This is a genomic window from Vibrio natriegens NBRC 15636 = ATCC 14048 = DSM 759 (assembly GCF_035621455.1).
GTDB classification, from domain to species: Bacteria; Pseudomonadota; Gammaproteobacteria; order Enterobacterales; family Vibrionaceae; genus Vibrio; species Vibrio natriegens.
Genome location: NZ_CP141822.1, coordinates 123,160 through 149,591, shown reverse-complemented (window position 1 = coordinate 149,591; position 26,432 = coordinate 123,160). Strand labels below are relative to the sequence as shown.

Annotated in this window: 25 protein-coding genes; 8 read left to right on the top strand and 17 right to left on the bottom strand. The window is 47.0% G+C overall.

Features of this window, described 5'->3' with window-relative positions:
- Window positions 1-25 precede the first annotated feature (25 nt).
- Window positions 26-853 carry a 3'(2'),5'-bisphosphate nucleotidase CysQ gene (gene cysQ, locus VER99_RS00680; RefSeq protein ID WP_020335696.1) on the top strand — a complete coding sequence of 276 codons (828 nt, stop codon included), beginning with the start codon at window positions 26-28 and terminating at the stop codon, window positions 851-853.
- Between the two features lie 284 nt (window positions 854-1,137).
- Here the strand turns inward: cysQ and VER99_RS00675 are convergent, their stop codons facing one another.
- From VER99_RS00675 to gspC, 12 genes are read right to left on the bottom strand one after another with little or no spacing between them, the layout of a single operon-like run.
- Window positions 1,138-1,899 carry a type II secretion system protein N gene (locus VER99_RS00675; protein WP_024372765.1) on the bottom strand — a complete coding sequence of 254 codons (762 nt, stop codon included), beginning with the start codon at window positions 1,897-1,899 and terminating at the stop codon, window positions 1,138-1,140.
- 1 nt (window position 1,900) lies between these two features.
- On the bottom strand, window positions 1,901-2,392 hold the full coding sequence (locus VER99_RS00670) for a type II secretion system protein M (protein WP_020335694.1): 492 nt from the start codon (window positions 2,390-2,392) through the stop codon (window positions 1,901-1,903).
- Window positions 2,393-2,399: 7 nt separating this feature from the next.
- On the bottom strand, window positions 2,400-3,599 hold the full coding sequence (gspL, locus tag VER99_RS00665; protein ID WP_020335693.1) for a type II secretion system protein GspL: 1,200 nt from the start codon (window positions 3,597-3,599) through the stop codon (window positions 2,400-2,402).
- Window positions 3,568-4,578: a type II secretion system minor pseudopilin GspK gene (gene gspK, locus VER99_RS00660; RefSeq protein WP_020335691.1), complete on the bottom strand. Its 1,011-nt coding sequence runs from the start codon at window positions 4,576-4,578 to the stop codon at window positions 3,568-3,570. The genes gspL and gspK overlap by 32 nt, the downstream gene beginning before the upstream one ends.
- Window positions 4,571-5,236: a type II secretion system minor pseudopilin GspJ gene (gene gspJ, locus VER99_RS00655; protein WP_020335689.1), complete on the bottom strand. Its 666-nt coding sequence runs from the start codon at window positions 5,234-5,236 to the stop codon at window positions 4,571-4,573. Before gspJ ends, gspK begins: the two co-directional genes overlap by 8 nt.
- Complete coding sequence (gspI, locus tag VER99_RS00650) at window positions 5,223-5,612, bottom strand: type II secretion system minor pseudopilin GspI (protein ID WP_020335687.1); 390 nt, start codon at window positions 5,610-5,612, stop codon at window positions 5,223-5,225. The genes gspJ and gspI overlap by 14 nt, the downstream gene beginning before the upstream one ends.
- Window positions 5,599-6,198, bottom strand: coding sequence for a prepilin-type N-terminal cleavage/methylation domain-containing protein (locus VER99_RS00645; RefSeq protein ID WP_014230537.1), 600 nt, complete (start codon window positions 6,196-6,198; stop codon window positions 5,599-5,601). The genes gspI and VER99_RS00645 overlap by 14 nt, the downstream gene beginning before the upstream one ends.
- A gap of 32 nt (window positions 6,199-6,230) precedes the next feature.
- Window positions 6,231-6,674, bottom strand: a complete 444-nt coding sequence (gene gspG, locus VER99_RS00640; protein WP_014230536.1) for a type II secretion system major pseudopilin GspG — start codon at window positions 6,672-6,674, stop codon at window positions 6,231-6,233.
- Between the two features lie 60 nt (window positions 6,675-6,734).
- Complete coding sequence (gene gspF, locus VER99_RS00635) at window positions 6,735-7,952, bottom strand: type II secretion system inner membrane protein GspF (protein WP_020335686.1); 1,218 nt, start codon at window positions 7,950-7,952, stop codon at window positions 6,735-6,737.
- Complete coding sequence (gene gspE / locus VER99_RS00630) at window positions 7,952-9,454, bottom strand: type II secretion system ATPase GspE (RefSeq protein ID WP_014230534.1); 1,503 nt, start codon at window positions 9,452-9,454, stop codon at window positions 7,952-7,954. The genes gspF and gspE overlap by 1 nt, the downstream gene beginning before the upstream one ends.
- Window positions 9,454-11,475 carry a type II secretion system secretin GspD gene (gene gspD, locus VER99_RS00625; RefSeq protein WP_014230533.1) on the bottom strand — a complete coding sequence of 674 codons (2,022 nt, stop codon included), beginning with the start codon at window positions 11,473-11,475 and terminating at the stop codon, window positions 9,454-9,456. Before gspD ends, gspE begins: the two co-directional genes overlap by 1 nt.
- Before the next feature lie 36 nt (window positions 11,476-11,511).
- On the bottom strand, window positions 11,512-12,429 hold the full coding sequence (gene gspC / locus VER99_RS00620; protein WP_014230532.1) for a type II secretion system protein GspC: 918 nt from the start codon (window positions 12,427-12,429) through the stop codon (window positions 11,512-11,514).
- 251 nt (window positions 12,430-12,680) lie between these two features.
- Between gspC and hslR the strand changes: the two genes are divergently transcribed.
- The 4 genes from hslR (at window position 12,681) to VER99_RS00600 (ending at window position 18,143) form a co-directional block, all read left to right on the top strand.
- On the top strand, window positions 12,681-13,067 hold the full coding sequence (gene hslR / locus VER99_RS00615) for a ribosome-associated heat shock protein Hsp15 (protein ID WP_014230531.1): 387 nt from the start codon (window positions 12,681-12,683) through the stop codon (window positions 13,065-13,067).
- Window positions 13,068-13,098: 31 nt separating this feature from the next.
- Window positions 13,099-13,974, top strand: coding sequence for an Hsp33 family molecular chaperone HslO (hslO, locus tag VER99_RS00610; protein WP_024372764.1), 876 nt, complete (start codon window positions 13,099-13,101; stop codon window positions 13,972-13,974).
- A 336-nt stretch (window positions 13,975-14,310) separates the two neighbouring features.
- A complete protein-coding gene (gene pckA / locus VER99_RS00605) occupies window positions 14,311-15,939 on the top strand; it encodes a phosphoenolpyruvate carboxykinase (ATP) (RefSeq protein ID WP_014230529.1) in 1,629 nt (542 codons plus the stop codon).
- Between the two features lie 143 nt (window positions 15,940-16,082).
- Window positions 16,083-18,143 (top strand): AsmA family protein, encoded by a 2,061-nt coding sequence (locus tag VER99_RS00600; protein ID WP_061778634.1) that lies wholly within the window; start codon window positions 16,083-16,085, stop codon window positions 18,141-18,143.
- Here the strand turns inward: VER99_RS00600 and VER99_RS00595 are convergent.
- The 3 genes from VER99_RS00595 to VER99_RS00585 all read right to left on the bottom strand — a co-directional run bounded on the left by VER99_RS00595 (window position 18,129) and on the right by VER99_RS00585 (window position 20,503).
- Complete coding sequence (locus VER99_RS00595; protein ID WP_014230527.1) at window positions 18,129-19,046, bottom strand: bifunctional GNAT family N-acetyltransferase/hotdog fold thioesterase; 918 nt, start codon at window positions 19,044-19,046, stop codon at window positions 18,129-18,131. The genes VER99_RS00600 and VER99_RS00595 overlap by 15 nt on opposite strands.
- 106 nt (window positions 19,047-19,152) lie before the next feature.
- Window positions 19,153-19,587, bottom strand: coding sequence for a D-aminoacyl-tRNA deacylase (gene dtd / locus VER99_RS00590; RefSeq protein WP_014230526.1), 435 nt, complete (start codon window positions 19,585-19,587; stop codon window positions 19,153-19,155).
- Window positions 19,559-20,503 carry a virulence factor BrkB family protein gene (locus VER99_RS00585; protein ID WP_020336299.1) on the bottom strand — a complete coding sequence of 315 codons (945 nt, stop codon included), beginning with the start codon at window positions 20,501-20,503 and terminating at the stop codon, window positions 19,559-19,561. Before VER99_RS00585 ends, dtd begins: the two co-directional genes overlap by 29 nt.
- 35 nt (window positions 20,504-20,538) lie before the next feature.
- On the opposite strand from VER99_RS00585, the gene VER99_RS00580 reads away from it, so the two are divergent.
- Window positions 20,539-21,180, top strand: coding sequence for a DUF2959 domain-containing protein (locus tag VER99_RS00580; RefSeq protein WP_020336297.1), 642 nt, complete (start codon window positions 20,539-20,541; stop codon window positions 21,178-21,180).
- Window positions 21,181-21,202: 22 nt separating this feature from the next.
- On the opposite strand, the gene VER99_RS00575 is transcribed toward VER99_RS00580, so the two are convergent.
- A complete protein-coding gene (locus VER99_RS00575) occupies window positions 21,203-21,760 on the bottom strand; it encodes an AAA family ATPase (RefSeq protein ID WP_020336295.1) in 558 nt (185 codons plus the stop codon).
- Between the two features lie 80 nt (window positions 21,761-21,840).
- A complete protein-coding gene (gene typA / locus VER99_RS00570) occupies window positions 21,841-23,670 on the bottom strand; it encodes a translational GTPase TypA (protein ID WP_020336294.1) in 1,830 nt (609 codons plus the stop codon).
- A gap of 537 nt (window positions 23,671-24,207) precedes the next feature.
- On the opposite strand from typA, the gene glnA reads away from it, so the two are divergent.
- Both glnA and VER99_RS00560 read left to right on the top strand, forming a co-directional pair.
- Window positions 24,208-25,617 carry a glutamate--ammonia ligase gene (gene glnA / locus VER99_RS00565; protein WP_014230521.1) on the top strand — a complete coding sequence of 470 codons (1,410 nt, stop codon included), beginning with the start codon at window positions 24,208-24,210 and terminating at the stop codon, window positions 25,615-25,617.
- Between the two features lie 201 nt (window positions 25,618-25,818).
- Window positions 25,819-26,400 carry a DUF4124 domain-containing protein gene (locus VER99_RS00560; protein WP_020336293.1) on the top strand — a complete coding sequence of 194 codons (582 nt, stop codon included), beginning with the start codon at window positions 25,819-25,821 and terminating at the stop codon, window positions 26,398-26,400.
- The last annotated feature ends 32 nt before the right edge of the window (window positions 26,401-26,432 follow it).

The window sequence follows — 26,432 nt, the reverse complement described above, 5'->3', positions numbered from 1 at the left end:
TCGTTGTGAGTAAGGACAATCACCTATGCCAATGACAAAAGATCTATCTCACCTGCTCCCTCAAGTTATTGAGATCGCCCGCAGCGCCGGGCAATTGATCCTCGATATCTATCAAAAAAAGCAATACGAAGAATACACCAAAAGTGATGAAACTCCGGTGACCAGCGCTGATATCGCTGCACACAAGTTCATCATTGAACGCCTGAGCGAACTGACTCCGGATATTCCTGTATTGTCTGAAGAAGACGCAGACATCAGCCTGTCAAAACGTGCTCAATGGCAACGCTATTGGCTGGTAGACCCTCTCGATGGTACTCAGGAATTCATTGCACGCAGTGGCGACTTCGCGACGATTATCGCCTTAGTCGACAATAACAAGCCGACGCTCGGTGTTGTTTATGGCCCGGTATCCGGTGTCACTTATTATGCCTACAGCGGGAAAGGGGCATGGAAAATTCCCGACATGTCGGAGAGCGTGAGAATCCACACTCATAAACATGAGCATCCCGGTCAAAATATTGCGATTGCCATCAGCCGTCGTCAGGACATCAACCGCATCACCAACCGCATGAGCAGCGCCTGGAATTATGAACTGATCCCACTTGGCTCTGCTGCGTTAAAAGCGTGTTTAGTTGCTGAAGGTGCGGTGGACTGTTACCTGCGCTTAGGACCAACTGGCGAATGGGACACGGCCGCAACTCAATGCATTGTTGAAGAGGCTGGAGGTCGTATCCTGAGCACTCAATTGGAACCTCTGTCTTACAATGAGCGCGAAACGTTGGAAAACCCTAACTTCATCGTATTAGGTGATGAATCATTACCTTGGAATGATATTCTTCAGCGAAAAGATTAACTTTCTCTCCTCCAGCAGAGCGAACTTCTATAAGGCCACGAATCTAATTCGTGGCCTTTCTTTTTATTGCTGTACAGCGATCAGGGCATTTGGCCTACTATGTTCCAAAAGCTTTACAAGCTGCACACAAACTCAAAGATAACTTTAAAATCAATTGGTTATTTCATTTTGTTTGGATGAGGCATTTTCTCGTACAGCAATTGGAGGGTTTGGCCTACCATGATCCAAAAACAAAAAGAGCTTCACATTGGCAGCTCTTTTCTTTGTCTGTTTTAGGCTTTTATTTAAAAGCGCCCTTTGTAATCAAACTCATATTGACCTTGTGCGTTTGGCTTACCGAGCCATTGCAGCTGATCTCCCATCGCAGAAGGGAATTCAGCGCCCGGTTTAAACCATGCTGTCGTCGAGTAACGCTGATTCGGCATTAACTCCGCTGAAAACGCCGCAGAGACTTGCGGGCTATTTTGTTCACCGGATGCGGTCAGCACGCTGTCTTTACAGTTCAAATTGGCTACGACCGGACCGAGATCTAAGCGCCCTAATGGACTTTGTATGCCACTCGCACTCCAAACCAGCGTGCCATCCCCTTCACTACACCAAGGAGAAGCATACGTTGCATGGTGGATATTGAGCTCCAACTGTCCATCGACACCAACCGGAACTGGCAAGCGCGCCTGCTCAACGACTTTTATCGCCGGGACAGAGGCGACTAAGTCTTTTGCGTAGGCATCACCAAACAAACCATAGCCCACTAGGCCACGTCCTCGCACATCCATATCGCTGCCACGACCAAATCGTACGGCAAATTCTGCTTTACCAGTAAACAAAGCAGACCATTGGAAATCCCAGTTTACTTCACCTAGGTTTTGTCGTTGCCAACGAACATTAGACGCCTGACCTTGCCATATGGTGCCCTGAACGCCCTGAATATCGAGCCCACTTACCTTTGGACTTTGTTTAACAATCCAGGAAACCGGCAGGCCCATTAATAAACTCACAGAAAAGCAGACAATAAAGATGCCTGCATAAAGTACAACTCGCTTCAATTTATCCTCGCTTAAACTGCAGGCGATTCACCTCGATCATGCCCGCCTGTTCGGTTCGATCAATATCTAAGAACTCCACCTCGATACCTTGCTGCTCTTTCAAATAACGTAACCAATCTACCAACTGGTTAAAGGCTAAAGGTTTGATCCACACCTGAACACTCTCGTTGCGGGGTTGTACACGGATCAGCTCAACCTTATAACGGCGAGCTGAAGAAGACACCAACTGATTAAGAGGCTGATTCGAGTAGGTTACACCACCGCTCTTACGCAGTGCCGTGATGTCGTCTGCTTTTTCTTGCACCCAGGCAAGAAGCTGTCTTTCACTCTGTATTCTTGACTGTGCCAATTCTGCTCGCTGACTCATCGGCTGTAATATGCCCCAGTAAACGAGACCGACAATTACGAGAACCCCACAACCCATCATCATACGCTGTTCACGTTGTGAGATGCCGCTCCACCAAGTTTGAACTTGAGAGATTAAATTCTTCATCATCACCTCACAAACGTTTCAATACAAAACTGCCCATCACAACTTTGTCGTTGCGATTAAGCTGGCCTTGCTCGACATTAAACTTTTCAGCAAGTTTTACTCGAGCTTGTTCGAAAGGCTGAAAGTCAGAGCTGCGAGCGTGAATTCTTACTTCTCCACGCTGACCATCATATTTGAAGCTGGTAATTTCCAAATCCTCAACCTGACTCAGCGCAGAAGGAAGCGCGGCCAGCCAAACCAACATCGCTTCGTCACCAGAACCACCAGACAAGCGACGCTCTTCATCGGTCATTTGGCGTTTAAGGTAACTGACGGTCGGAATGCGATTTTTACCCGGGAAAACCTGGCGGAAAATGCGTTCACTTTCTTCGCGGTACGTCTGAGCCTGAGCTTCATACTTATGTACCATTAGCAACTGTTGGGCGACCAAGACCACGAGCAAAACACCCGCAGCGATAGCGGTTTTTTGCCAAATTTTCCAGTATTTACCCCAAGACGATTTCGGCTTAAATGCTCCGGTGAGTAAGTTGGTTTTGCTTTCAGCCACACCTTTGGCTAACAACGCCATTGTCATTTCTTCTGGCTGAGGTACCCATACTTCACTGACGGCAGACTCCGGAACCGAGCTGTAACAGTCTAGTTTCCAACCTTCATGGTTTTGTAGATAAGATGAGAGATAAAGGTCTAACCATGAAACATCCACCACCGCGCCTTCGGTTTGTGAGTGACGAATCAGCCACTGATCACCCATAAGTGCTGCGCTGCTGTTCTCATTCACTGGTAATGCCAAAACATCTGGCAAAACACGTTTAATTGTCATTCCCTGGCTCAAGAAGCGCTGCAATACGGTTTCGAGCCACACTCGCTCAACCGCACACACGTGCGCTTTCCCAGATTGCTTGCTCAATACCGTGAAGTGAAGACTGTCGACATCTTGTGCCACTTCGTCTTCCACCAAGTACGGCAGCATGGTGTCGAACTGACGTTCTGCGCCTGCGGGGATATCCACTTGAGTGAGCACGACATCGTTACTTGCCAGTAAAGCAAACACCGGACGCTGGTTAGCGTAAGACACTAACTCATCCAAATGTTCCCATCCGGCGATTTCGCCGCTGGCAATCACTTCCTGCTGCTCTGTCGACCACACCACCCAAGGAATGGTACTTTGTTGTTCGCTACTCAGCCGAACGGTCAGAAACTCGCTCACTGATCCCTCCAAAACGACGGCGTACTACCGTCACTGTGTCTCTGTTTGTACTTTGCAAAAGGCTGCGGATACGCACGCGTGAATCATCCACCAGCACCTGTGCATCTAATTCGAAGAAAGCGCTATCGACGCCTAAATAAGCTTTGGCTTCCTTCGTGATATTTTCATTTAAGCCAGCTAATTCTGACTCGGCTAAAAACGCTTCAATATTGTCCCAGCCATCGAATGGGCGCTTTTCTATCAGCTGTACCGCATCACTGTTGCTCAAACCGGGTGAGAACATCGCGACTAAAATTGGCGCTTGTTCAGCTTCGATAGTGTTCACATTCAGACGCCAGTCATCGCTTGGTAAAGCGCAGACTAACGGCGCTATTTTTTGATAGAAGTCGCCACTCACCTGATAGACTGAACGTAACTCCGTTTTGTCCGCCATCCAGCTGTTCGGCGGCAAATAAGCCGGGTTCATCGCTTCATAAGTACTGTCTTCGACCCCGGTCGTCGAACGAACCACAGAGTCGCTGTCTACGTACTCCCAAGTCGAATCTGCAATCACTTCAGCTTGATAAGGGTCCACTTCCGACTCTTCCAGTAAGCGTTGCAGGACCTGCACCAAGTAAGGTCTGACCGTTTGCTGACTGGTTGACTGTACACGGCTCAACACGTTGAGGTTAAAGCACGCTTGTTTATCTACAATCCGTCCGGTCGCCTGACCGTAATCAAGTGGATAAACCTGATCTTTTATCGCCCACGGCTGGCTCAGGTTAATGGTGTCGGTATCCTCATAGCTTTGTTCAATACCCACTTTTGCCAGAGCTTCGACGCCTAAACTATACCAATAAGCCTGTTGGAAATTGATTTGGTTACCACCACGCTGAAACTGAGCAAATAGACGCTCAGACATGCTTGCTGCTACCGTCGTCATTATCGCCAGCAACATCAGGACAATGAGTAGAGCGACACCACGCTGACTTTTAGCCATTGTCACTCCCCTCTGACTCACCCAGTTTGCCATCTGGCGTAAGATAAGTGCGCGTGATTTTGCCATAGTCCTTCAGCGTCAGAACCACCGATACGGCTTTAGGCAATGAGTCACTGCTGTCCCAATCACTTTTCCACTGATTACCATCATAAAAGCGAATGTCGAATGCTTCGACTTGCGTCAGTAGAGGCGTCACAATCCCTTCCTGTCCAACAGGTGTATCCGGATAGCGCCACCAGATGCGCTGCAGCGTCTCGCCCTTAATTCGATAACCCACTTTCGTTACCTCACCGCGAGGAAACTGCTGTTGCGGATTGTGCCAACCCAAGCGAGCAAACATCACGCCTTTGGCATCCGAGTCCAGCAAGTAGTCTGACCAAAAGATGAGCTGGCTTGCCACCTCCTCTCCATCGGTACGAGTGCGACGCAAGGCCATCTGACGAAAGTCATTGTCCATCATTACCATCGTGCGCTGCAGCTCATTCAAACGCGCCGTGCGTTCCTGAGAAAGCAGGTTGCTGCGCTGTATCTGCGACACCACCTGATAGGCTGCAACACTTAAGCTGGCAAAGATCGCAATCGACACCAACACTTCGATAAGTGTAAAACCTTTTTGCTTGTGGTGCTTAGCCACGTTGTGCCCTCTACTGCGCCACATAGCTTCGTACCGTCACAACTGGGCTTGCGTCTTTTGCTGTCGCGACGCTTACATCAAATGCTTTCAGCAATGGCTGCGTGGTAGCCATTGGCGAAACTTTCCAGTACCACGTGCGTCCAGCGAGATCCTCAGTGCCATTTTTCGCTTTGAGTTCACCGGTGTCTAACATCACATTAGCCATTTGATTATCCACGACCATTGCTGCAAACATTTTTTCTTCTAAGTAGCTGACCGTATTAATGTGTTGGCTTACTGAGCGAATCACACTAATGGCCGCTGTCGCAAAAATCGCCAGAGCAACCAGCACTTCCAACAAGGTCATGCCTCTGGTTCGGCGACCCGTTAAGCTCAGGTGAGTTCGCTTAAAATTGCGCATTCTCATCCTCTTCTGCTTCTTCACCCGGTGCTAATAACAAAATCTGACCGGACTCTTTACCTACCACACGCCAGCCATCATTCAATGCGTCGCCATTTTTAGGAAAGAAAGACAACGTAAACGGCGTCAATTCAGCACTGGAAAACACAAACACTTGTGGCGGCTTGCTCTTTACCTTTTTCTCCTGCTCGGCAAACATATCTTCATCAAACAGGGAACCGGGTTCAAACAAGCGATCATCGTCATCCCAAGCGCCACCGCCTAAGTCCAGTTGCAACGTGATGTCTTCATCCAGCGTGGTTTCACTTGGTATCTGGCGCATGTCTAATGGTTGCCAGCCCTCTTCGCCAAGGCTCAGTAATGCATAGGTCGATTTTACGTCGTCAACTCGAACACCAAAATCTTTGCCGCTCAATACTGCCTCTTCATTGAGTAGTAGTAAGCGCTGAAAAAAGCTTTGGGCGTATTGTTTTGAAAGGTCTTTCTGACTGGTAGGCAATGTCGTAACTACCGCTAAAGCGGTCAGAGATAATAAAACCAGCACCAATAGAATTTCTATTAATGTAAACGCTTGATGTTTTCGCATTTGCTTCCTTGGCGCTGGTTTAACGATCACGGTTATTGGAAATCTTGCATATTCCAGTTGCCGATATCTGCAGCTGGACCTTCACCACCTTCTTGACCATCCGCACCCAAGGTAAAGATATCAATCGTGCCATTGTCACCAGGGCTCAAGTATTGGTATTCATAGCCCCAAGGGTCATTTGGAAGACGCTTAATGTAGCCACCATCACGGTAGTTACGTGGCTCAGGGTTTGACGGTTTGTTTACCAATGCATCCAAACCTTGATCGGTCGTTGGGTAAACGTTGTTATCTAACTTATACATATCCAAGGCATTTTCTAATGCCACAATATCTGTGATCGCTTTTTGTTGGTCTGCCTTTTCTTTGTTACCAAGTAGGTTTGGTACAACAAAACTTGCTAAAATACCTAGAATTACAACCACCACCATTACTTCTAACAGTGTGAAGCCACGTTGTTTACTGCGCTTAAAGTTCATTTTTTTCTCCGAAAGTTAGATCAAAGGAACGACCTTAGTAGACATCCCTTAACCCGAATATTATCCGCTCATTAAGTTATTCATTTCTAGCATTGGCATCAAGGTCGCCATCACTATGAACAGTACAAGGCCAGCCATTAAGGCAATCAATACCGGGGTGAAGATACCCAATGCGATATTAACGGTTGATTCAAAGTTCTGGTCTTGGTTGTCTGCGGCACGAGTGAGCATGCTTTCCAGCTCGCCACTCTGCTCACCACTGGCGATCATGTGCAACATCATTGGCGGGAACAGGCGAGTCTGATCAAGAGCACGACGCAAGCTTGACCCTTCACGCACATTGTCCGCAGCTACCAACACCTGTTGCTTCACGTAGCGGTTCGACATGACGTCCACCGCGACACGCATCCCATCTAGAATAGGGATGGCGCTGGAAGTACAAATCGAAAGTGTACGAGCGAATCTCGCTGTGTTGATACCTTTAGAAATCTTACCTAACAGCGGCAAGTTAAGAATTTTTCTATCCCAGGCAAGGCGGAAATCCGGCTTTTGCAATGCCAGCTTTAGACCATAGAAAAACACCACTAAGACAACAAAGATAATCAACCCCCACTCCTGAACAAACTCACTGGCTGCCAGAAGAACTTGGGTTGATTGAGGCAGTTCTTGTCCCATCTGAATAATAGGATCGATGATTTTCGGCACGACTGTCGCCAGCAAGAAAGAGACGATAGCAACCGCAAAGACGACCAAAACCACGGGATAAATCATGGCTTGCAGCAATTTAGAACGCATTTTTTGACGATTTTCTACGTAATCCGCCAAACGCTCCAATACCGCATCTAAATGTCCTGATTTTTCCCCCGCCGCAACCATCGAGCGAAACAGCTCATCAAACACGTGAGGGTAGTCTGCCAGGCTATCAGCCAGAGCATAACCTTCTGTCACTTTAGAACGCACCGCTGCCATCATGGTGCGAATGCGAGGTTTGTCTGCTTGCTCAGAAACCGCGCGCAAACATTCTTCAAGAGGCATGCCTGACTGAACGAGGGTGGAAAGCTGGCGTGTAATCAACGCTAATTCTGCGGTCTTAATACCACGCTTAAAACTGACTGAGCCTGAAGATTTGGCCGCTTTTGCTTTCGCTTCCATCACTTCAATTGGGATCATGCCCTGCTCTTTCAGGCGTTGGCGTACCTGACGTCCATTATCGCCTTCGATGGTGCCTTTCTTTTGTTTCCCTTTGGCATCCAGCGCTTTGTACTCAAATGCCGCCATTACGCTTCCTTCGTCACTCGCATCACTTCTTCAAGTGACGTAATACCACGACGTACTTTGCTCAGCCCATCACTGCGGATACAAGGTGTATGCGCACGTACCGATTTCTCGATTTCCAGTTCACCGGCTTCTTTATGAATCAGTTCTTGCACTTCCTCGTCAACCAGTACTAACTCATGAATACCAGTACGACCACGGTAGCCTTTCTGATTACATAGCTCGCAACCCTTAGCACGATGAAGAACCAACGATTCAGATTCACTCATCCCAAACAGTTTTTTCTGCTCACTGTCTGCTTCATAAGGCTGTTTACAATCCGGGCATAGCGTACGTACAAGGCGCTGAGCCAATACGCCTAGCAGCGAAGAAGAAATCAGAAACGGTTCAATACCCATATCACGCAGACGAGTAATCGCACCCACCGCGGTGTTGGTGTGAAGCGTCGACATCACCAAGTGACCGGTTAAAGACGCTTGCACGGCAATTTGTGCGGTCTCTAAGTCACGGATCTCACCGACCATCACCACATCCGGGTCCTGACGCAAAATTGCGCGTAGGCCGCGGGCAAAGGTCATGTCCACTTTAGTATTGACCTGTGTCTGACCAATGCCATCGATATCAAATTCGATCGGGTCTTCTACCGTCAGAATGTTACGTTCGTTGCTGTTGATTTCTTGCAAACCAGCGTACAAAGTGGTCGATTTACCAGAGCCCGTCGGACCGGTAACCAAGATAATGCCATGAGGGCGCTGGATGAGATGACGAAAATTGTCATGCACCGAGGTCGTCATACCCAAACTGTGCAGGTCAAGACGCGTGGCGTTTTTGTCCAATAGACGCATCACCACACGCTCACCATGTGATGACGGCATGGTCGAAACACGCACATCAACAGCACGACCACCGATACGCAAGGAAATACGTCCATCCTGAGGAACACGTTTTTCTGCAATATCCAGTTTGGCCATGACTTTGACACGGGAAACCAGCAAGGGTGATAGCTTGCGACTTGGCGTGAGAACTTCACGCAGTACACCGTCAACGCGGAAACGAATCGAGAGTTTTTTCTCGAACGTTTCGATGTGAATATCTGAGGCACCTTCTTTGATAGCCTCACCGAGCATCGCGTTGATTAGCTTGATGATCGGCGCATCGTCTTCAGACTCTAACAAGTCTTCATCATGCGGCAACTCTTCTGCAAGAGAGAAGAAGTCGTCACTGTCTGCACCGATGTCTTCCATCAGCTGACGCGCTTCAGAAGAGTCTCGCTGGTACGCTTCGGTCAGCTTCTTATCGAACGTTTCCTGATCTATAGGCTGAGGCACAAAGCTCTGCTTAATCACGCGACGGACTTCAACCAGAGCCGCTGGGTTAAGCGGCTCGACGTAAAACAGAATTGGTGGGCGCTCAGGATGTTCAGTCTCCAGCACCAGTTTAAAGCGATTGGCAAAACTGAATGGCAGACGACGCATGCTTGGCGCAGTGTCTAACATATCTACCATTAGTTCATACTCATCTGATCAAGAAACGCTTGGATCTCAGCTGGATGCTCACGGTCCTTACCAAACTCAGGCATCAGTGGGATCTTATCATCCGACATCAGCTTCAAACCTTGCTCTGCTTTGTAAAGCTGTTCAGCACGAATAAAGTTGTACTTACGCTGAGTGATGCCATCCGCCGTCATTCCATCACGGATAATCGTTGGTTTGATAAATACCATCAGATTGCGTTTTTGCGTTTCTGTAGTGGTTGATTTGAACAAGTAACCTAAAACGGGAATATCACCCAATAGAGGTACTTTGGCTTCACTTTCCAGTGCTCGCTCATCAACCAAGCCACCCAGCACTAGCATCTGACCATCTTGAACCATAACAGACGTATTTAACTGACGCTTGGCAAAGCGAACGTCCACCGCACCATTAGCACCTAAAACGTTCGATACTTCTTGTTCGATATTCAGTTGAACAGAATCACCTTCGTTAATTTGTGGCACCACTTTCAGTTTGATACCCACTTCTTTACGGTCAACAGTCTGGAATGGGTTGTCGTTGTTTGAGCCAGCAGTCGAGCCAGTAATAACCGGCACTTCTTCACCAACAATAAATGACGCTTCACCGTTATCCATCACCGTAATGCTTGGAGATGACAGGATGTTAGAGTTTGAATCCGTTGCCACTGCGTTAATCAGTGCTGTCCAGTCACCCATCACGATGCTCATAGCCGCGCCGTTTACACCACTTAATGCAGATGCCAATGTTGAGTAATCACCTTCTTCGGTGTACTCACGGGTCTGCCAGCTACTTGAATCGCTATCCCAGTAGCTTTCTGTCTGCGTAGTGTTTTTCGCTTCTTCCAGACCGACCATGACTTCGCCGATTTGCGCGCCAGAACCGTACTGAATAACTGCGCCAGTCTCTAGCGAGCCCCATTGAACGCCAAGGTTAATACCATCACCTTCCGACATTTCAACAATCAGCGCTTCAATCAATACCTGTGCTCGGCGGATATCAAGCTGGGCGATAACATCTTGCAAAGCCATCATGATATCTGGCGGCGCAGTCAATACGAGTGCATTGGTTGCCGGGTGAGCTGCAATAACTACTTCGCCACGCTGCGCGCTTGCTCTTTGGCCTTGACCTGCTTGTTTTTCTGCTTGTAGATTGTCAGAGACACCTTTCAGTACTTCGACTAAATCTTCCGCTTTAGCGTTTTTAAGGTAAACCACTCGGTTATTGCCTTTCGTTGCCATCTCTACATCAAGCTGACGGATTAAGCGTTTAAGACGAGCACGTACTTTAGGGTCACCCGAGATAAGAATCGCATTGGTGCGATCATCAGCCACGATTTTAGGCTCTAAGAATTCTGGCGTGCTTTTCTGGTTAGTGCTTTTATTTAAAGCTTCCACAATACGCACCATCTCTGCTGCAGACGCGTTACGCAGTTCTACCAGCTCAATTTCTTTGTCACCTGCCTGGTCAACACGTTTAATGATTTCTGCCAAACGATTGACCACCGCCGCACGACCTGTAATCAGAATGATGTTGGCTGGATCATAGTGAACGACGTTACCAGCACCGGCATTGTCGATAAGCTGACGCAGCAATGGAGATAATTCACGTACCGATACATTACGTACAGCTACGACTCGGGTGATAACGCTGTCGCCTTGCGCGCTACTATCACCTAAAACGGGAATTGCAGAAGTCTTCGAGTCTTTCGCTTTAATAACTTTCAGTACGCCATTGTCCATTTCTACAACTGCGTAGCCGTACACTTCAAGTACGTTGAGGAAAAAGCTGTAGTATTGCTCTTCATTCAGCACGTCATAACTACGGACGTCGATTTTTCCGCGTACCGATGGATCCACAATGATGGTCTTCTCTAAATTACGACCAACGATGTTAATGAATTCCTGAATATCAGTGCCTTTAAAGCTGGCACTAAATTCATTTGCTATCGCACCAGGGGCACAGAGTAGGCTCCCTGCCAATAACCAAGCACTTTTGCTTAACCAATGTTTCACGTATTTCTCCCTGCACTTACGCTGATAGCCTAAGTATTACAATTGGATATAGATTTCGTACTGCTGGCCTTCACGCTCAACAGTCAGATTCAGCTCTTGCGGATCGTTCATGATTCGCATCAATTCAGCTGAAGAAGAAGGATCACTCAAGTCGATCCCATTAAGTTGTACTGCAATATCACCAGACTCTAAGCCCACATCATTAAATAATGCAGCGTCCCGACCCGGAGCAACTCGGTAACCCACAATGTCATCACCATTCTTAACCGGTGAAATGCTGATGTATTTGAAAACACTTTTCGGATCTTGAGCAATTTCCTCTCGGATTTGCTCCAATTTGTCACCCGCTACAGACTCTGGTTGTGCTGCCTGAGCACGTCTTAATTGAGGCGATTCAGATAACTTGTTGTATTCAATCCCCTGCATCATCAGGGTTTCGTCACGGCCTTGGTTTTCGATGATCACACGGTCCACCAATACGGCTTTCAGTGTCGCACGTGTGCCTTCGATTTCTTCACCGATACCATACGTTGACTGTTTACCTTTATTAGCAATCACCGCTAAGCTGGTTTGCACCTGATTACTGGCCACTGCCCCCACGAGAGTTAAGTTTAGACGAGTTTTAGGCGCATCTTTGACAACTGGTTGTTCGATGATGACAGGTTTTTGTTCAGAGTATTGACCGAATAAGTGAGCATTTTGAAGGGCATTGAAATCAATCGCGTCTTTGTTATTGCCAGCAATAACGTTACCTGCTGAAGGCCGCCATGGGCTGATATCAGCCGTTTGTGGGATCGCTAACCACACTATCTTTCCGAGCAGCCACCCGGCTAGCGCGATAAATAAACAAGTAAACAGCAAACTAAGCTTGGTTTGAATCGCGTAGTTATTGGATTTCATCTGAGCCAGTAGCGGGCTACCAGATAATCCAGCACTCAGCTCTATTCGCTTCACTAAATTGATTCCTTTCTTTCGATGTAGGTCGAACTGGCTATTAAAAAAACATCGACTCTATCTTTCTAAAATGACAGTAAAATTACTAATAAACAAATAGCAGTGAACTATATCACAACAGATATGGCATACCTTTTTCTTCTTCAGTTTTTGCCAACTCCCTTGAAAAAATTAGACCTTGGCTCCATCTGTAGGTGAATAATCCATCACTCACTGCAGTTAATGGCAGTGGTTAGATAGCGTAGTGTTCTATGAGTTCCGTTAATGAAGCCGTTAGGCTAGATAAATGGCTTTGGGCCGCCAGATTTTATAAAACCCGCTCCATCGCTCGTAACATGGTCGATGGCGGTAAAGTCCACTATAATGGCCAACGAAGCAAACCGAGTAAAATCGTTGAAGTGGGCGCCGAAATTAAACTTCGTCAAGGCAATGAAGAGAAAACGGTGATCATTGAGATAATCTCCGATCAGCGTAAGGGCGCACCAATCGCACAGACTCTGTATCGCGAAACTAATGAAAGTATAGCGAAACGTGAGGAACACGCGACACAACGTAAACTTAATGCCCACAACCCAAGTCCGGAACGCCGCCCAGATAAGAAGCAGCGCCGAGACATCATTAAGTTCAAACACCAGTAAAAAGCCGGAATACCAACGAGGAAATCACTCCATGGCAAATAATGTTTTAAACCGCTACCTATTTGAAGACCTTTCAGTTCGTGGCGAGTTGGTACAATTGGACGAAGCGTACCAGCGTATTATCTCCAGCAAGGAATATCCGGCGGCAGTACAAAAACTGTTAGGCGAGCTACTCGTATCAACCACACTTTTAACCGCGACGCTTAAGTTCGAAGGCTCAATCACTATTCAGATTCAAGGCGACGGCCCGGTTTCTCTTGCTGTGATCAATGGTGACCACAAACAAAGAATTCGTGGTGTTGCGCGCTGGGAAGGCGATATTGCCGATGAGGCGAGCCTTCACGATATGATGGGTAAAGGTCATATGGTGATCACCATCGAACCTAAAGTAGGCGAGCGCTACCAAGGTGTTGTTGGCTTAGAAGGTGACAATCTTGCAGAAGTTCTGGAAGGCTACTTCGCTAACTCTGAGCAGCTAAAAACGCGTCTTTGGATCCGTACTGGTGAATTCGAAGGTCAACCGCATGCTGCGGGTATGCTGATTCAGGTAATGCCGGATGGTACTGGCTCTCCTGATGACTTTGAACATTTGGAGCAACTGACTGACACAGTAAAAGAGGAAGAGCTGTTCGGTTTAGAAGCCAATGAACTACTTTACCGTCTTTACAACCAGGACAAAGTACGTCTTTACGAACCTCAACCAGTTTCATTCCAGTGCGGCTGTTCTCGTGAACGCAGTGGTGCTGCGATCGTCACTGTTGAGAAAGCGGAAATTTATGACATTTTAGCCGAGGTTGGATCAGTTTCGTTACATTGTGATTACTGTGGCACAACTTATAGCTTCGATGAAGCTGAGGTTACTGCGCTCTACGAACAAGCTTCAACGGACAAAAAAACGCTGCATTAATTTTCATAGCTTACCAAGCACGTAATTCCCCCTTCAAAAGGCCAGCTCAATGCTGGCCTTTTTGTGACCTAAGCCCCGTAAACCCTAGCTTTTACCGTAATAAAATAACCGCTTAATTTTAAGTAATTAATAATCGTTTTGCCCTAGCGTAAAGGATTGCGCCCACGATAAACTATTCCAACCAATATGTGACGGGTCACCTAAAACCCCAGCAAAATCATGGATAAATTTTGAACTACATCCCTGTTTTCTCCCAGTCCCGTTGCTAGCATGGTGAGCAGATAAAAATTAAAACATTCTTACAAAATCCCTACAAAATCCTTATAAGGAGCACCTATGACCGTTATGGAACATACAAAGGCTGCAACACTTGATCTAACCAGACATGGACTGCACAACGTAAAAGAGGTTCTGCGCAACCCAAGCTACGAAGTGCTGTTTGAAGAAGAAACGCGTGAAGAACTGACCGGTTATGAACGCGGTGTGGTTACTGAATTGGGTGCTGTTGCTGTTGACACAGGCATCTTTACTGGTCGCTCACCAAAAGATAAATACATCGTTAAAGATGCGACGACAGAAGAAAACATGTGGTGGACTTCTGACGCAGTCAAAAATGACAACAAACCAATCAACCAAGAAGTTTGGAATGAGCTAAAAGAATTAGTGACAAACCAACTTTCTGGCAAGCGCCTGTTTGTGATTGACGGTTACTGTGGTGCGAACCCTGATACACGCTTGAGCATTCGTGTTATCACCGAAGTTGCATGGCAAGCGCACTTCGTGAAGAACATGTTCATCCGCCCAACAGAAGAAGAGCTGGCAACATTTGAACCAGACTTCGTTGTTATGAACGGCGCGAAATGCACTAACCCGAAATGGGAAGAGCAAGGCCTGAACTCTGAAAACTTCACTGTCTTCAACTTGACTGAACGTACTCAGCTTATCGGCGGTACATGGTACGGTGGTGAGATGAAGAAAGGCATGTTCGCAATGATGAACTACTTCCTTCCTCTGAAAGACATCGCATCGATGCACTGTAGTGCGAACATGGGCGAAGATGGCGATGTTGCAGTCTTCTTCGGCCTATCTGGTACCGGTAAAACAACACTTTCAACAGACCCTAAACGTGCGCTAATTGGTGATGATGAGCACGGTTGGGATGACGACGGCGTATTTAACTTCGAAGGTGGCTGTTACGCGAAGACCATCAAACTATCGAAAGAAGCCGAGCCTGATATCTACAACGCTATCCGCCGCGATGCGCTGCTAGAAAACGTAACGGTACGTAACGATGGTTCTATCGACTTTGATGATGGTTCTAAGACAGAGAACACTCGTGTTTCTTACCCGCTTTACCACATTGAAAACATCGTTAAGCCAGTATCGAAAGGCGGTCATGCGAATAAAGTGATCTTCCTGTCTGCTGACGCGTTTGGTGTGCTTCCTCCAGTATCGAAACTGACACCAGAGCAAACCAAGTACCACTTCCTGTCTGGCTTTACTGCCAAACTAGCAGGTACAGAGCGCGGTATCACTGAGCCGACGCCAACTTTCTCTGCGTGTTTTGGCGCTGCGTTCCTAACGCTTCACCCAACTAAGTACGCAGAAGTACTGGTTAAACGTATGGAAGCAGCAGGTGCAGAAGCTTACCTGGTTAACACTGGCTGGAATGGTAGCGGTAAACGTATCTCAATTCAGGATACACGCGGCATCATTGATGCGATCCTAGATGGCTCAATTGAAGATGCACCAACTAAGCATATCCCAATCTTCAACCTTGAAGTTCCTACTTCACTACCAGGTGTTGATCCAAGCATTCTTGATCCACGTGATACTTACGTTGATCCACTGCAATGGGAAAGCAAAGCGAAAGATCTAGCAGAACGCTTTATCAATAACTTTGATAAATACACAGACAACGCAGAAGGTAAATCTCTGGTTGCTGCTGGTCCACAGCTTGACTAATGTTGTGCGAAAACCCGGTCGAGAGTGACTTGGTTACCAAAATATTCTACAAGCCCCTCTTTTGAGGGGCTTTTTATTGAATCCCACCCAAGATTGATACAAGCTAAAGCAGACTTCCATACTTTACGTAGGTTCTGGCAAGGATGAAAACAGCGCTTCGAATTCTAATTCTGTTACTTGTATTACTGATTGCTATCCCTGCAACCGTTATTGCGCTGCTTACCACTTCCTACGCTAACCAAACCTGGGCCTTTATTTCAGAGCACCTGAACTTGCCTATTCAGGCAGAAAAGGTGCACTACGACTTTCCTTATCACCTCACCGTGCAAGGCATTCGAACGAATAGCGAAGATATATCCAGCATTGAGCAAGTCGATGTATGGCTAAACCCAGATGTGCGCCGCGATGGTAAGTGGATTGTCGATAGCTTACTTATCAATGGCGTGAGCTTAAAACAAGGACTGCCGGATTTCGCCAATCTAGAATCTGTCCAGTTCCACCAAGTGGCGGTTAAAAATCTCGATTACGCGAACAAACAGTTAGTGATCAATGGGCTGAATGTACAAATCCAATCACCAGACTGGCAAAACAACTCGTATGTACTGCCTTATGGCGAGATTCAGTTGTCTGCTGCGCAAATCTACTGGAATGGCGAAGCTTTCGATAATGTGTTGCTTGATATGGATTATCGACCAGAAAACAGCACTCTCTATGGTACGTCGTTTAAATGGAGAGACAGTCTGATCTCTGGTCAGGGTGAGCAATACCCTCAAGGCTGGTCTTTGGTCAATGTCACCGTCGATAAGCTGAAAATGAACAATGCCCAGCTGCAATCGCTGCTCGCTAAGCCATGGAATGCCATACCTTTCAAAATTAACCACATTAATAGTCTCGACCTGTTAAACGCTGACATTGAATGGGGCGACTGGCATTGGCAAAACCTGGAACTTTCGCTCGAGGATGCTTCACTTCCGCTATCACTTTGGCAGACACAAGCTCAGATCTCTTTGCAAGCAGACAGCGTTAGCTTTCAGGAACAAACTGCAATAGAGCCACGTTTAAGCGCGGTAATGACGCCTAGTCAGATTGAACTGAAAGAACTCTACCTGGACTGGCAACAAGGCCGTGTTCAAATTTCAGGACAGTTCCAACCAACCCAATGGCAAATAGACAATGCCTCAATTTATGGCTTGAAATGGGCAATGAAGCCTGACGAAAGTTCAGACTGGTGGCAAGCGGCAACAAAAGCACTAAACGAAGTGACGATAAATCAGCTCGACATTGAACACAGCCAAATCATACAAATATCACGACAGCCATATTGGCAGGTTTCGGGCCTGAATTTGGAAGGTCGTCAACTTGACCTCAAACGCCTAGGGACGCACTGGTCGGTGTGGAATGGGAACCTGGACGTTAGCGTCGTCAACGCTAGCTATGATCAGGTGATTGCCTCTCACGCTGCGCTTTCAACTCAAAGTGACAATGGCCTTTGGCAGTTGACTCGTTTATTTGCGCCATTAGAGCAAGGCTATATCGAAGGTTACGGGCAGATTGATGTCAGCACCACCAGCCAACCATGGACGCTGAACATCAATGCAGATGGCATTCCTCTGCGCCTCTTTCACTCATACCTACCTAAAGTATTAACCGTAGAAGGCTTGTCCGATCTGAATCTTGATCTCCAAGGCCTGGCTGGCGATCATAATATGCTGGCGTACAGCTTAACCGGAGATATCGAAGCCAACTTCCGTGACACGATGTTGCTCTCTCAAGCCGATCAGTCACTGAAGTCGATCACATTCTCTCCTGTCCGTCTGCAAGCGCGACGTGGTGAGGTTTCAATCCAACCCATCACCATTTCGGGAAGCGACATTAAAGGCAAAATCAGTGGTGCGTTTGATCTGGCTAACAACCCATTAAGTGGGCTTGAGTATCAGCTAGAAGAGCAGTGTGGCGTCATTAGCGGCGATATTTTCAGCCATGAGCCGACGAAAAATGACTGTATCAAGCCCGCTGAGATCGAAGGACAGGAGTCAACAAAAGAGACTCAACAACCAGAGTTAACAGCAGGAGAAGCGCAACCTACAGCTCCTATCGCGGAAATCAATATGGAGCTGCAGGAAGAAGAGTTGGTTGAAGAGATAGTGGAAGAAGATGAACTAACAATAAATGCTGTTGCCGACGAAGCACTAACAGCTGAGTAATTGCGAATAATTAGGGATTAGCATGTAAGTCCCGACAAAATCGACAGCTGGCGTGTCACCACTATAAATCACCACATGAATCACGATTCGCGCTTTACGACCCGATTTCAGCCGATCCAAGTCACCACTGATGCCATCAAGTGATGTGCTGGCGACAGGGTTTTGCTCAACGGGTTGGCGATAACGAATGGAACTGTCCGCGAGAACAATATCACCGTGCAAGCCACGCTCTTTAAGTAGTAACCAGGTCATTCCCCACCCAGTCAATGTCGCCAAGGTAAAAGCAGAGCCAGCAAACATGGTATTGTGAGGGTTAAGGTTAGGGTTAAGCTGGGCGCAGCATTCAAATTGATAACCCGTGTATTGATTAATCTTAATCCCCATTTTGTCACTGATCGGGATTTGCTCTTCCCATCGCTTCTGGAGCTCCGTACACCACTCAGGGCGGCGAAGAACATTAGCCATCGGGTCTAAGGGCTTAACCATTTGTTGGTGGCGGACCGGGCCACGCTCATCAGTCAGCTCACCACGGCGCTCAAAACCACTTTTCTCATAGAACGCAATCGCGTCTTCACGGGCATTACATACCAAGCGTTTCGCACCTTCCTGGCGCGCAAGTGACTCCAGTGCCACCAACACTAATGAACCCATGCCTTTGCCACGACGATTACTTTTTACCGCCATGTAACGAATCTGACCGTCATTGTCTGGCGTAATATAAAGACGTCCAATCGCCATCGGGCGGCCACGACCATCCACAATCATCCGGTGGTGACTCATACCATCGTATTCATCACGTTCCGACCCGATCGGCATTCGCCACGGCTCACGTAACATCTGCCAGCGGAACTGATAATACTTGTTAAGCTGGTTTTCGGTTTTTGGAGTAATGAGTTTGAACATATCAATCCTTTGAAAGTACAAAACAAATAAATGTCAAAGAAACAAGGCTAAGCTATTTCCCTGCACTTGGAGTTAAAGCTTAGCCTATGAAGATTGCGTTACCAGATTAGACCTGTAACCAGAAAGTCACTGGGCCGTCATTAATTAATGACACTTTCATATCGGCAGCGAAACGGCCACGCTGGGTAGGTAGCACCTGTTCGCATAAGTCAGAAAAGTAATCATACAGACGTTCTGCATCGGCAGGGTGAGCACCGCGCGAAAAGCCGGCGCGAGTCCCTTTTTTAGTATCGGCTGGCAGAGTAAATTGAGAAACGACTAACACCTTGCCTTCCACCTGCTTGACGTTGAGGTTCATTTTACCATCCTCATCTTCAAACACACGGTAAGTGGTCACACGCTCCATCAAACGCTTGGCTTTAGCTTCATCGTCGTCCTTCTCTACACCAAGCAGAACAAGAAGACCCTGATCGATTTCACCAACTACTTCGCCGTCAACCCGGACGGCAGCTTCACTGACCCGTTGAATTAGAGCTATCACTACGCTCGTTTCCTTTATTTGCTAACTGAGATTCTGCGACCGAGTGTATCATGTCTAGGTCTTCACTCCAGTGCTCTCGTTCACCCATCGCCGCCGTCACTTCCGCTCCTAACAGCACAATCATCCAGCACAAGTACACCCAAACAAACAAGATAGGAATCGCGGCCAGAGCGCCATAGATAAGCTGGTACGACGGGAACTGAGTAATATACAAAGCGAAGCCTTTTTTACTCAATTCAAATAATACCGCAGCCAGAGCGGCACCCACAGCCCCATGGCTCAGGTATACTTTTTTATTCGGCACTAAGATGTACAGGCCTAAAAAAGCAAAGAAAGACAATAACAAAGGCAACCAACGCAAAAACAGGTTAAACGCACCCGATAAGGTTTCGTGCTCCAGGATCTGAAGTGATGTCACATAAGACGTGGCGGCAATACTGGCGCCGACCATAATTGGCCCGAGCGTTAATACCATCCAGTACATTGAGAAGGAAAACACAAAGCGACGTTTATCTTTTACTCGCCATATGTAGTTGAGGTTCTTATCAATATTAGAGATCAGCATCAGTGCCGCGACAAATAAAAATCCACCGCCAACCGCACTCATTTTTCCGGTATTAGACACAAACTCTTGCAGAGCCGTATTTACCGCCTCTCCAGACGCGGGCACAAAATTCTCGATGAGATACCCTTGCAACACCTCACCAACATTCGCAAACACCGGAAATTTCGATAAGATTGACAACAATACCGTTAGCATCGGCACGATGGACAACAGGGTGATATAGGCAAGGTAGCCAGCGTTCACATTCATGCGATCGTGCGTCAAACGCTTAAGAAGATACTTAAAGAAAGCGACGCAACTTGGCAATAGATTACTCAATCTCGCCTTGTAACTCTCTGATAACTGGTTCATAGTTCATCTCATAATTAGCATCTGGGACATAAAAAATGCCTTATTTATTAGCAATTGTACTATCAATTTTTACTTTAACAGGGTGTCAGTCTGCATATTATTCAGCAATGGAACAAGTGGGATACCATAAACGCGACATCATGGTCGATCGTGTTGAAGACGCCAAAGAATCTCAACAAGACGCTCAAGAAGAGTTCACCAGTGCGCTTGAGGCTCTATCCGCTCTGACCAACTTTGATGGTGGTGAGCTGGAAGACGTTTACAACAACATAAACGACAAATATGAAGACAGTGAGAAAGCAGCGCAAGATGTCCGCGATCGTATCGCTGCTATCGAAGATGTATCAGATGCACTCTTTGACGAATGGCAGGACGAACTCGACCTGTACACCAGTGCAAAACTTCGTCGTTCAAGTGAACAGAAATTGCGTGATACCAAAGCGTCTTACAAAACCATGCTCAGCGCGATGAAGCGAGCTGAACAAAAGATGACGCCAGTTCTTAATACATTACGCGACAACACCTTGTATTTAAAACATAACTTAAATGCGAGCGCAATTGGCTCTCTACGAGGTGAATTCTCGAACCTAGAGCAAGACATTCAATATGCCATCAAACAGATGAATGCAGCGATAGCAGAATCAGACAAGTTCCTGCAAAAGCTAAACCAAAAATAACCTACCCGAATGTAACACCTCTCTACGTGGAGAGGTGTTCTCTTTCTTCCTGGCTGACTAAACCGGCCACCCTTTGAACAAACCTTACCCTCTCCTCTACCGTTCCCCATGGCACTTCCACCACCTGATAACCAAGTTCAGCGTAGGTAGCAACTAGGATTTGATGGATTGCCAGTGCCTCTTCAAAACTGTGGGGACGCACTTCATCCTGCACATAAATCGAGGCTTCAGGTCGACAAGTCAGCACCTGCCTATGGTACCCAGCACTTTCTGTCACAAAGTCTAAGTCTACATCACAATCGCCAACTCGCAGGTAAGCAATGATGTCTGGAATCGCGCGATCAACAAATGCCACTTCGTGACTCTGCGCCTGCTGTTTCTGCTCGCTCATGAGCTCAAGGCACAATCTGGCAAACTCAGGTAAGTTGTTCCAAGGTAAGATACCGCCTTCCAACTGGCTTTGTTGCTCTATTATGGTGCGAGAGCTTTCGGCGAAAGTTGCAAAGCCCTGCTCACCCAAAGCGTGCAATAACGTCGTTTTGCCGGCGCCTGGACCACCCGTAATCACAATCGGTTTCATCAAAGTCTTTCCTTTCCCTGAATACAAAAAGCCCCGAGCATAACTCGGGGCTTCTTATTAACTTAAAACGTTACAGCAGATTATTTCGCTGAACGTGAAGCACGCTTACGATCGCTTTCCGTTAGGAACTTCTTACGGATACGGATGCTTTCAGGCGTTACTTCTACTAGTTCGTCATCATCGATGAATTCTAGTGCTTGCTCAAGAGTCATCTTGATTGGCGGAGTAAGAACCTGTGCGTCATCAGTACCAGAAGCACGAACGTTAGTTAGCTGCTTACCTTTCAGTGCGTTTACTGTAAGGTCATTGTCGCGGCTGTGAATACCGATAACCATGCCTTCGTAAACTTCTACACCGTGACCGATGAATAGGCGACCACGCTCTTGAAGGTTAAACAGTGCGTTTGTTAGCGCTTTACCCATCGCGTTCGCGATTAGTACACCATTCACACGTTGACCAATGTTACCGCCTTTGTGAGGGCCGTAGTGATCAAACGTATGGTAAAGAAGACCAGAACCTGAAGTCAGCGTCATGAACTCAGTTTGGAAACCGATCAGACCACGAGATGGCATAACGAAGTCCATACGTACACGGCCTTTACCATCTGGAGACATGTCTTTCAGCTCACCTTTACGTAGGCCGATGTTCTCCATGATGCCGCCTTGGTGCTCTTCCATTACGTCGATAGTTACCGTTTCGAACGGTTCCATCAACTGACCATCTTCTTCTTTGATGATTACTTCTGGACGAGATACCGCTAGCTCAAAGCCTTCACGACGCATGTTTTCGATCAGGATAGACAGGTGAAGTTCACCACGGCCTGATACGCGGAATTTATCTGGATCGTCAGTTTGCTCTACGCGTAGTGCAACGTTGTGTACCAGTTCCTTCTCTAGACGCTCAAGGATGTTACGTGAAGTTACGAACTTACCTTCTTTACCCGCGAATGGAGACGTGTTTACCTGGAACGTCATCGTTACTGTTGGTTCATCAACAGAAAGTGCAGGTAGCGCTTCTACCGCGTTTTGCGCACAGATAGTGTCAGAGATTTTTAGCTCGCCAAGACCAGTGATTGCGATGATATCACCCGCGTTAGCTTGCTCAATGTCGTGACGCTCTAGGCCAAGGTAGCCCATTACAGTGCCAACTTTACCGTTGCGAGTTTTACCGTCTGCACCGATAACTGTTACTTGTTGGTTTGGCTTAACGCTACCACGAGTTACACGAGCAACACCGATAACACCAACGTAAGAGCTGTAGTCTAGCTGAGAAACTTGCATCTGTAGTGGACCGTCTAGGTCAACATTTGGCGCGTCAACAACATCAACGATAGTTTGGAATAGTGGTTCCATGTTCTCGCCAGTTTCGCCTTCTTCTAGAGAAGCCCAACCGTTAAGTGCTGATGCGTAAACCACTTTAAAGTCTAGCTGGTCATCAGTTGCGCCTAGGTTGTCGAATAGGTCGAACACTTGGTCCATAACCCAGTCAGGACGCGCACCAGGACGGTCGATCTTGTTGATTACAACGATTGGCTTAAGACCATGAGCAAACGCTTTTTGCGTTACGAAACGAGTTTGCGGCATTGGACCGTCAACTGCGTCAACGATAAGTAGTACAGAGTCTACCATCGACATGATACGTTCTACTTCACCACCGAAGTCCGCGTGTCCCGGAGTATCTACGATGTTGATACGGTAATCGTTCCAGTTAATTGCTGTGTTTTTAGCAAGAATGGTAATACCGCGCTCTTTCTCGATGTCGTTCGAGTCCATGACTCGCTCTTCAGCTTCACCGCGAGACTCAAGCGTGCCTGATTGTTGTAGCAGCTTGTCAACCAGCGTTGTTTTACCGTGGTCAACGTGCGCGATAATCGCGATATTTCTTAATTTATCAATCTGTGGAGTAGCCATGGATATTGATTCACTTAGATAGATGAAATGCCACCACGCTAAGAACGGGTGCTCTCTGGCGACATTTGCTGATTAAAAAAACGGCCATAATGTACCAGATTTTAGCAAAAAGCCTAGAAATATGTGATCTACTCCCGAGCATTTCTGCGATTTATACGCTTAATGCACGCTTTCGTCTTCTAAGCGGTGCCGTGAAGTGAACTTTCTTTACTTCAACGTTCAATACAAATTGACTATTGCTTAAAAAATGGGCTGAATAAGCGATGTGGCTGTCACATCGTGGTGCAATAAAAATAAATTGCACCACCAAGGTGCAGTTAAGGATCATTATGGTGCAATGATTTGCACCAAACTAGTATACGAAAACACAATCCATTGAAATTAATGGAATATTTTTTTTGGCACGGTTCTAGCTTTAGAAAAAACAGCATCGGTTAATGAAAGTTTAGTTTGATTAATCAATGCCGAATTTCACATTTAAAGAATAGTTCCTAAATCGAGCTTTTACCGCTTATTTAACACTGGAGGTTATCCAAGATGTCAGTAGAAAACGTTCTATCGCTGATCCAAGAAAACGAAGTTAAGTTTGTTGACCTACGCTTCACAGATACAAAAGGTAAAGAGCAGCACATTTCGATTCCTGCTCACCAAATCGACGCAGACTTCTTCGAAGAAGGTAAAATGTTCGATGGTTCATCAGTTGCTGGCTGGAAAGGTATCAACGAGTCAGACATGGTAATGATGCCAGACGCTGCCTCTGCAGTTCTTGACCCATTTACTGAAGATGCAACGCTAAACATTCGTTGTGACATCCTAGAGCCTGCAACTATGCAAGGTTACGACCGTGACCCACGCTCTATCGCAAAACGCGCTGAAGATTACATGCGTGCAACTGGTATCGCAGACACAGTTCTTGTTGGTCCAGAGCCAGAGTTCTTCCTATTTGACGACGTTAAATACTCTAACGACATGTCAGGTTCTTTCTTCAAGATTGACGACGTAGAAGCAGCGTGGAACACAGGTTCTGAAATCGAAGGCGGTAACAAAGGTCACCGTCCTGGCGTTAAAGGCGGTTACTTCCCAGTAGCTCCAGTTGACTCATCTCAAGACATCCGTTCTGCAATGTGTCTAATCATGGAAGAAATGGGTCTAGTTGTTGAAGCGCACCACCACGAAGTTGCAACTGCTGGTCAGAACGAAATCGCGACTCGTTTCAACACGCTAACAACTAAAGCTGACGAGATCCAAATCTACAAGTACGTTGTTCACAACGTTGCTCACGCATTTGGCAAAACAGCGACATTCATGCCTAAACCACTAGTTGGTGACAACGGTTCTGGTATGCACGTTCACCAATCTCTAGCGAAAGACGGTGTAAACCTATTCGCTGGTGACAAGTACGGCGGCCTATCTGAAACTGCACTTTACTACATCGGCGGTATCATCAAGCACGCTCGCGCAATCAACGCATTTGCTAACCCATCAACTAACTCGTACAAGCGTCTTGTACCAGGCTTCGAAGCACCAGTTATGCTTGCTTACTCTGCACGTAACCGTTCTGCTTCTATCCGTATCCCAGTGGTACCAAGCCCGAAAGCGCGTCGTATCGAAGCTCGCTTCCCAGATCCAGCAGCGAACCCATACCTAGCGTTTGCTTCTCTACTAATGGCTGGTCTTGACGGTATCAAGAACAAGATCCACCCAGGCGAAGCGATGGATAAAGACCTTTACGATCTTCCAGCAGAAGAAGCGGCTGAGATTCCAAAAGTTGCTGAGTCTCTAGAAGTAGCGCTTAATGCACTAAACGAAGATCGTGAGTTCCTAACAGCTGGCGGCGTATTCTCTGATGACTTTATCGATTCTTACATCGCACTTAAGTCAAAAGACGTTGAGCGCATCAACATGGCGACTCACCCACTTGAATTCGAACTTTACTACTCTGTATAAGGTTCAGGTTCAGACTGTGTAACATGTAAACACAGTAGCAAAATATTAGGCTCGCCTCGCAGGCGGGCCTTTTTTGTATTCGTCAGTCAAGAATCGCCGTTTAACATGAGGAAATAATTACAATACGCAGAGACTCTTATTATGTGAAACAAGGGGCTCCGTAACCTAAACGTGAAAATATCAGTCAAAAGAAGGTGAGCCATGAAAGTTCAGCTTATTACACTCTTATGCGCTTTCAGCGGTGCATGGAATACCCCCGTAATTGCACAAGTTGCTTATACCTGGGTTGATAAAGATGGTGTGATTCACTTCAGTGACACGCCTCGTCAGGGTGCAAAGGCCATCGCTCTGCCTAACTTGGAAGCCTCACCTCCAGCTCCTGAAGTCGAAAGTACCGAATCGCTTGCACCACAAGTGAATAAAACGCCAGACGAATCACAGGACGCGCCTCAGGCTCAACCTGAAAAACCCCAACCTTTACAGCTCACCATGCTCAGCCCGACACATGATGCAACATTACGCAGCAATCGTGGACTTATTGATATTCAGCTTGAAGCAAACCGTAAGCTCGGCATTGGTGAACAGCTACAACTTCTGCTCGATGGTAACCCTTATGGGGCACCCCAAACGCACCTAAATTGGCAGTTAAGTGATATTGACCGAGGGACTCACACTCTTTCAGTTCATGCGAAGCGAAGCGGCAAGCTTATTGCATCATCTAGCCCTATAACGGTGCATTTACACAGAGCAAGTATCAAGCCGACCGTAAACGGGGCAAAGTAGAATTTTTGGTGAAAATTTAGCATCACAATGAA

What these genes read in the sequence shown, in the direction of transcription:
- VER99_RS00595 (WP_014230527.1), bottom strand. Translation starts at nt 19,046, where the DNA reads ATGTTCAAACTCATTACTCCAAAAACCGAAAACCAGCTTAACAAGTAT.
- gspE (WP_014230534.1), bottom strand. Translation starts at nt 9,454, where the DNA reads ATGGTAGATATGTTAGACACTGCGCCAAGCATGCGTCGTCTGCCATTC.
- VER99_RS00600 (WP_061778634.1), top strand. Translation starts at nt 16,083, where the DNA reads ATGAAAACAGCGCTTCGAATTCTAATTCTGTTACTTGTATTACTGATT.
- glnA (WP_014230521.1), top strand. Translation starts at nt 24,208, where the DNA reads ATGTCAGTAGAAAACGTTCTATCGCTGATCCAAGAAAACGAAGTTAAG.
- gspG (WP_014230536.1), bottom strand. Translation starts at nt 6,674, where the DNA reads ATGAACTTTAAGCGCAGTAAACAACGTGGCTTCACACTGTTAGAAGTA.
- hslO (WP_024372764.1), top strand. Translation starts at nt 13,099, where the DNA reads ATGGCAAATAATGTTTTAAACCGCTACCTATTTGAAGACCTTTCAGTT.
- gspJ (WP_020335689.1), bottom strand. Translation starts at nt 5,236, where the DNA reads ATGTGGCGCAGTAGAGGGCACAACGTGGCTAAGCACCACAAGCAAAAA.
- cysQ (WP_020335696.1), top strand. Translation starts at nt 26, where the DNA reads ATGCCAATGACAAAAGATCTATCTCACCTGCTCCCTCAAGTTATTGAG.
- pckA (WP_014230529.1), top strand. Translation starts at nt 14,311, where the DNA reads ATGACCGTTATGGAACATACAAAGGCTGCAACACTTGATCTAACCAGA.
- VER99_RS00560 (WP_020336293.1), top strand. Translation starts at nt 25,819, where the DNA reads ATGAAAGTTCAGCTTATTACACTCTTATGCGCTTTCAGCGGTGCATGG.
- VER99_RS00575 (WP_020336295.1), bottom strand. Translation starts at nt 21,760, where the DNA reads ATGAAACCGATTGTGATTACGGGTGGTCCAGGCGCCGGCAAAACGACG.
- gspK (WP_020335691.1), bottom strand. Translation starts at nt 4,578, where the DNA reads ATGGCTAAAAGTCAGCGTGGTGTCGCTCTACTCATTGTCCTGATGTTG.
- VER99_RS00580 (WP_020336297.1), top strand. Translation starts at nt 20,539, where the DNA reads ATGCCTTATTTATTAGCAATTGTACTATCAATTTTTACTTTAACAGGG.
- VER99_RS00645 (WP_014230537.1), bottom strand. Translation starts at nt 6,198, where the DNA reads ATGCGAAAACATCAAGCGTTTACATTAATAGAAATTCTATTGGTGCTG.
- VER99_RS00585 (WP_020336299.1), bottom strand. Translation starts at nt 20,503, where the DNA reads ATGAACCAGTTATCAGAGAGTTACAAGGCGAGATTGAGTAATCTATTG.
- hslR (WP_014230531.1), top strand. Translation starts at nt 12,681, where the DNA reads ATGAGTTCCGTTAATGAAGCCGTTAGGCTAGATAAATGGCTTTGGGCC.
- gspF (WP_020335686.1), bottom strand. Translation starts at nt 7,952, where the DNA reads ATGGCGGCATTTGAGTACAAAGCGCTGGATGCCAAAGGGAAACAAAAG.
- VER99_RS00670 (WP_020335694.1), bottom strand. Translation starts at nt 2,392, where the DNA reads ATGAAGAATTTAATCTCTCAAGTTCAAACTTGGTGGAGCGGCATCTCA.
- typA (WP_020336294.1), bottom strand. Translation starts at nt 23,670, where the DNA reads ATGGCTACTCCACAGATTGATAAATTAAGAAATATCGCGATTATCGCG.
- gspI (WP_020335687.1), bottom strand. Translation starts at nt 5,612, where the DNA reads ATGCGCAATTTTAAGCGAACTCACCTGAGCTTAACGGGTCGCCGAACC.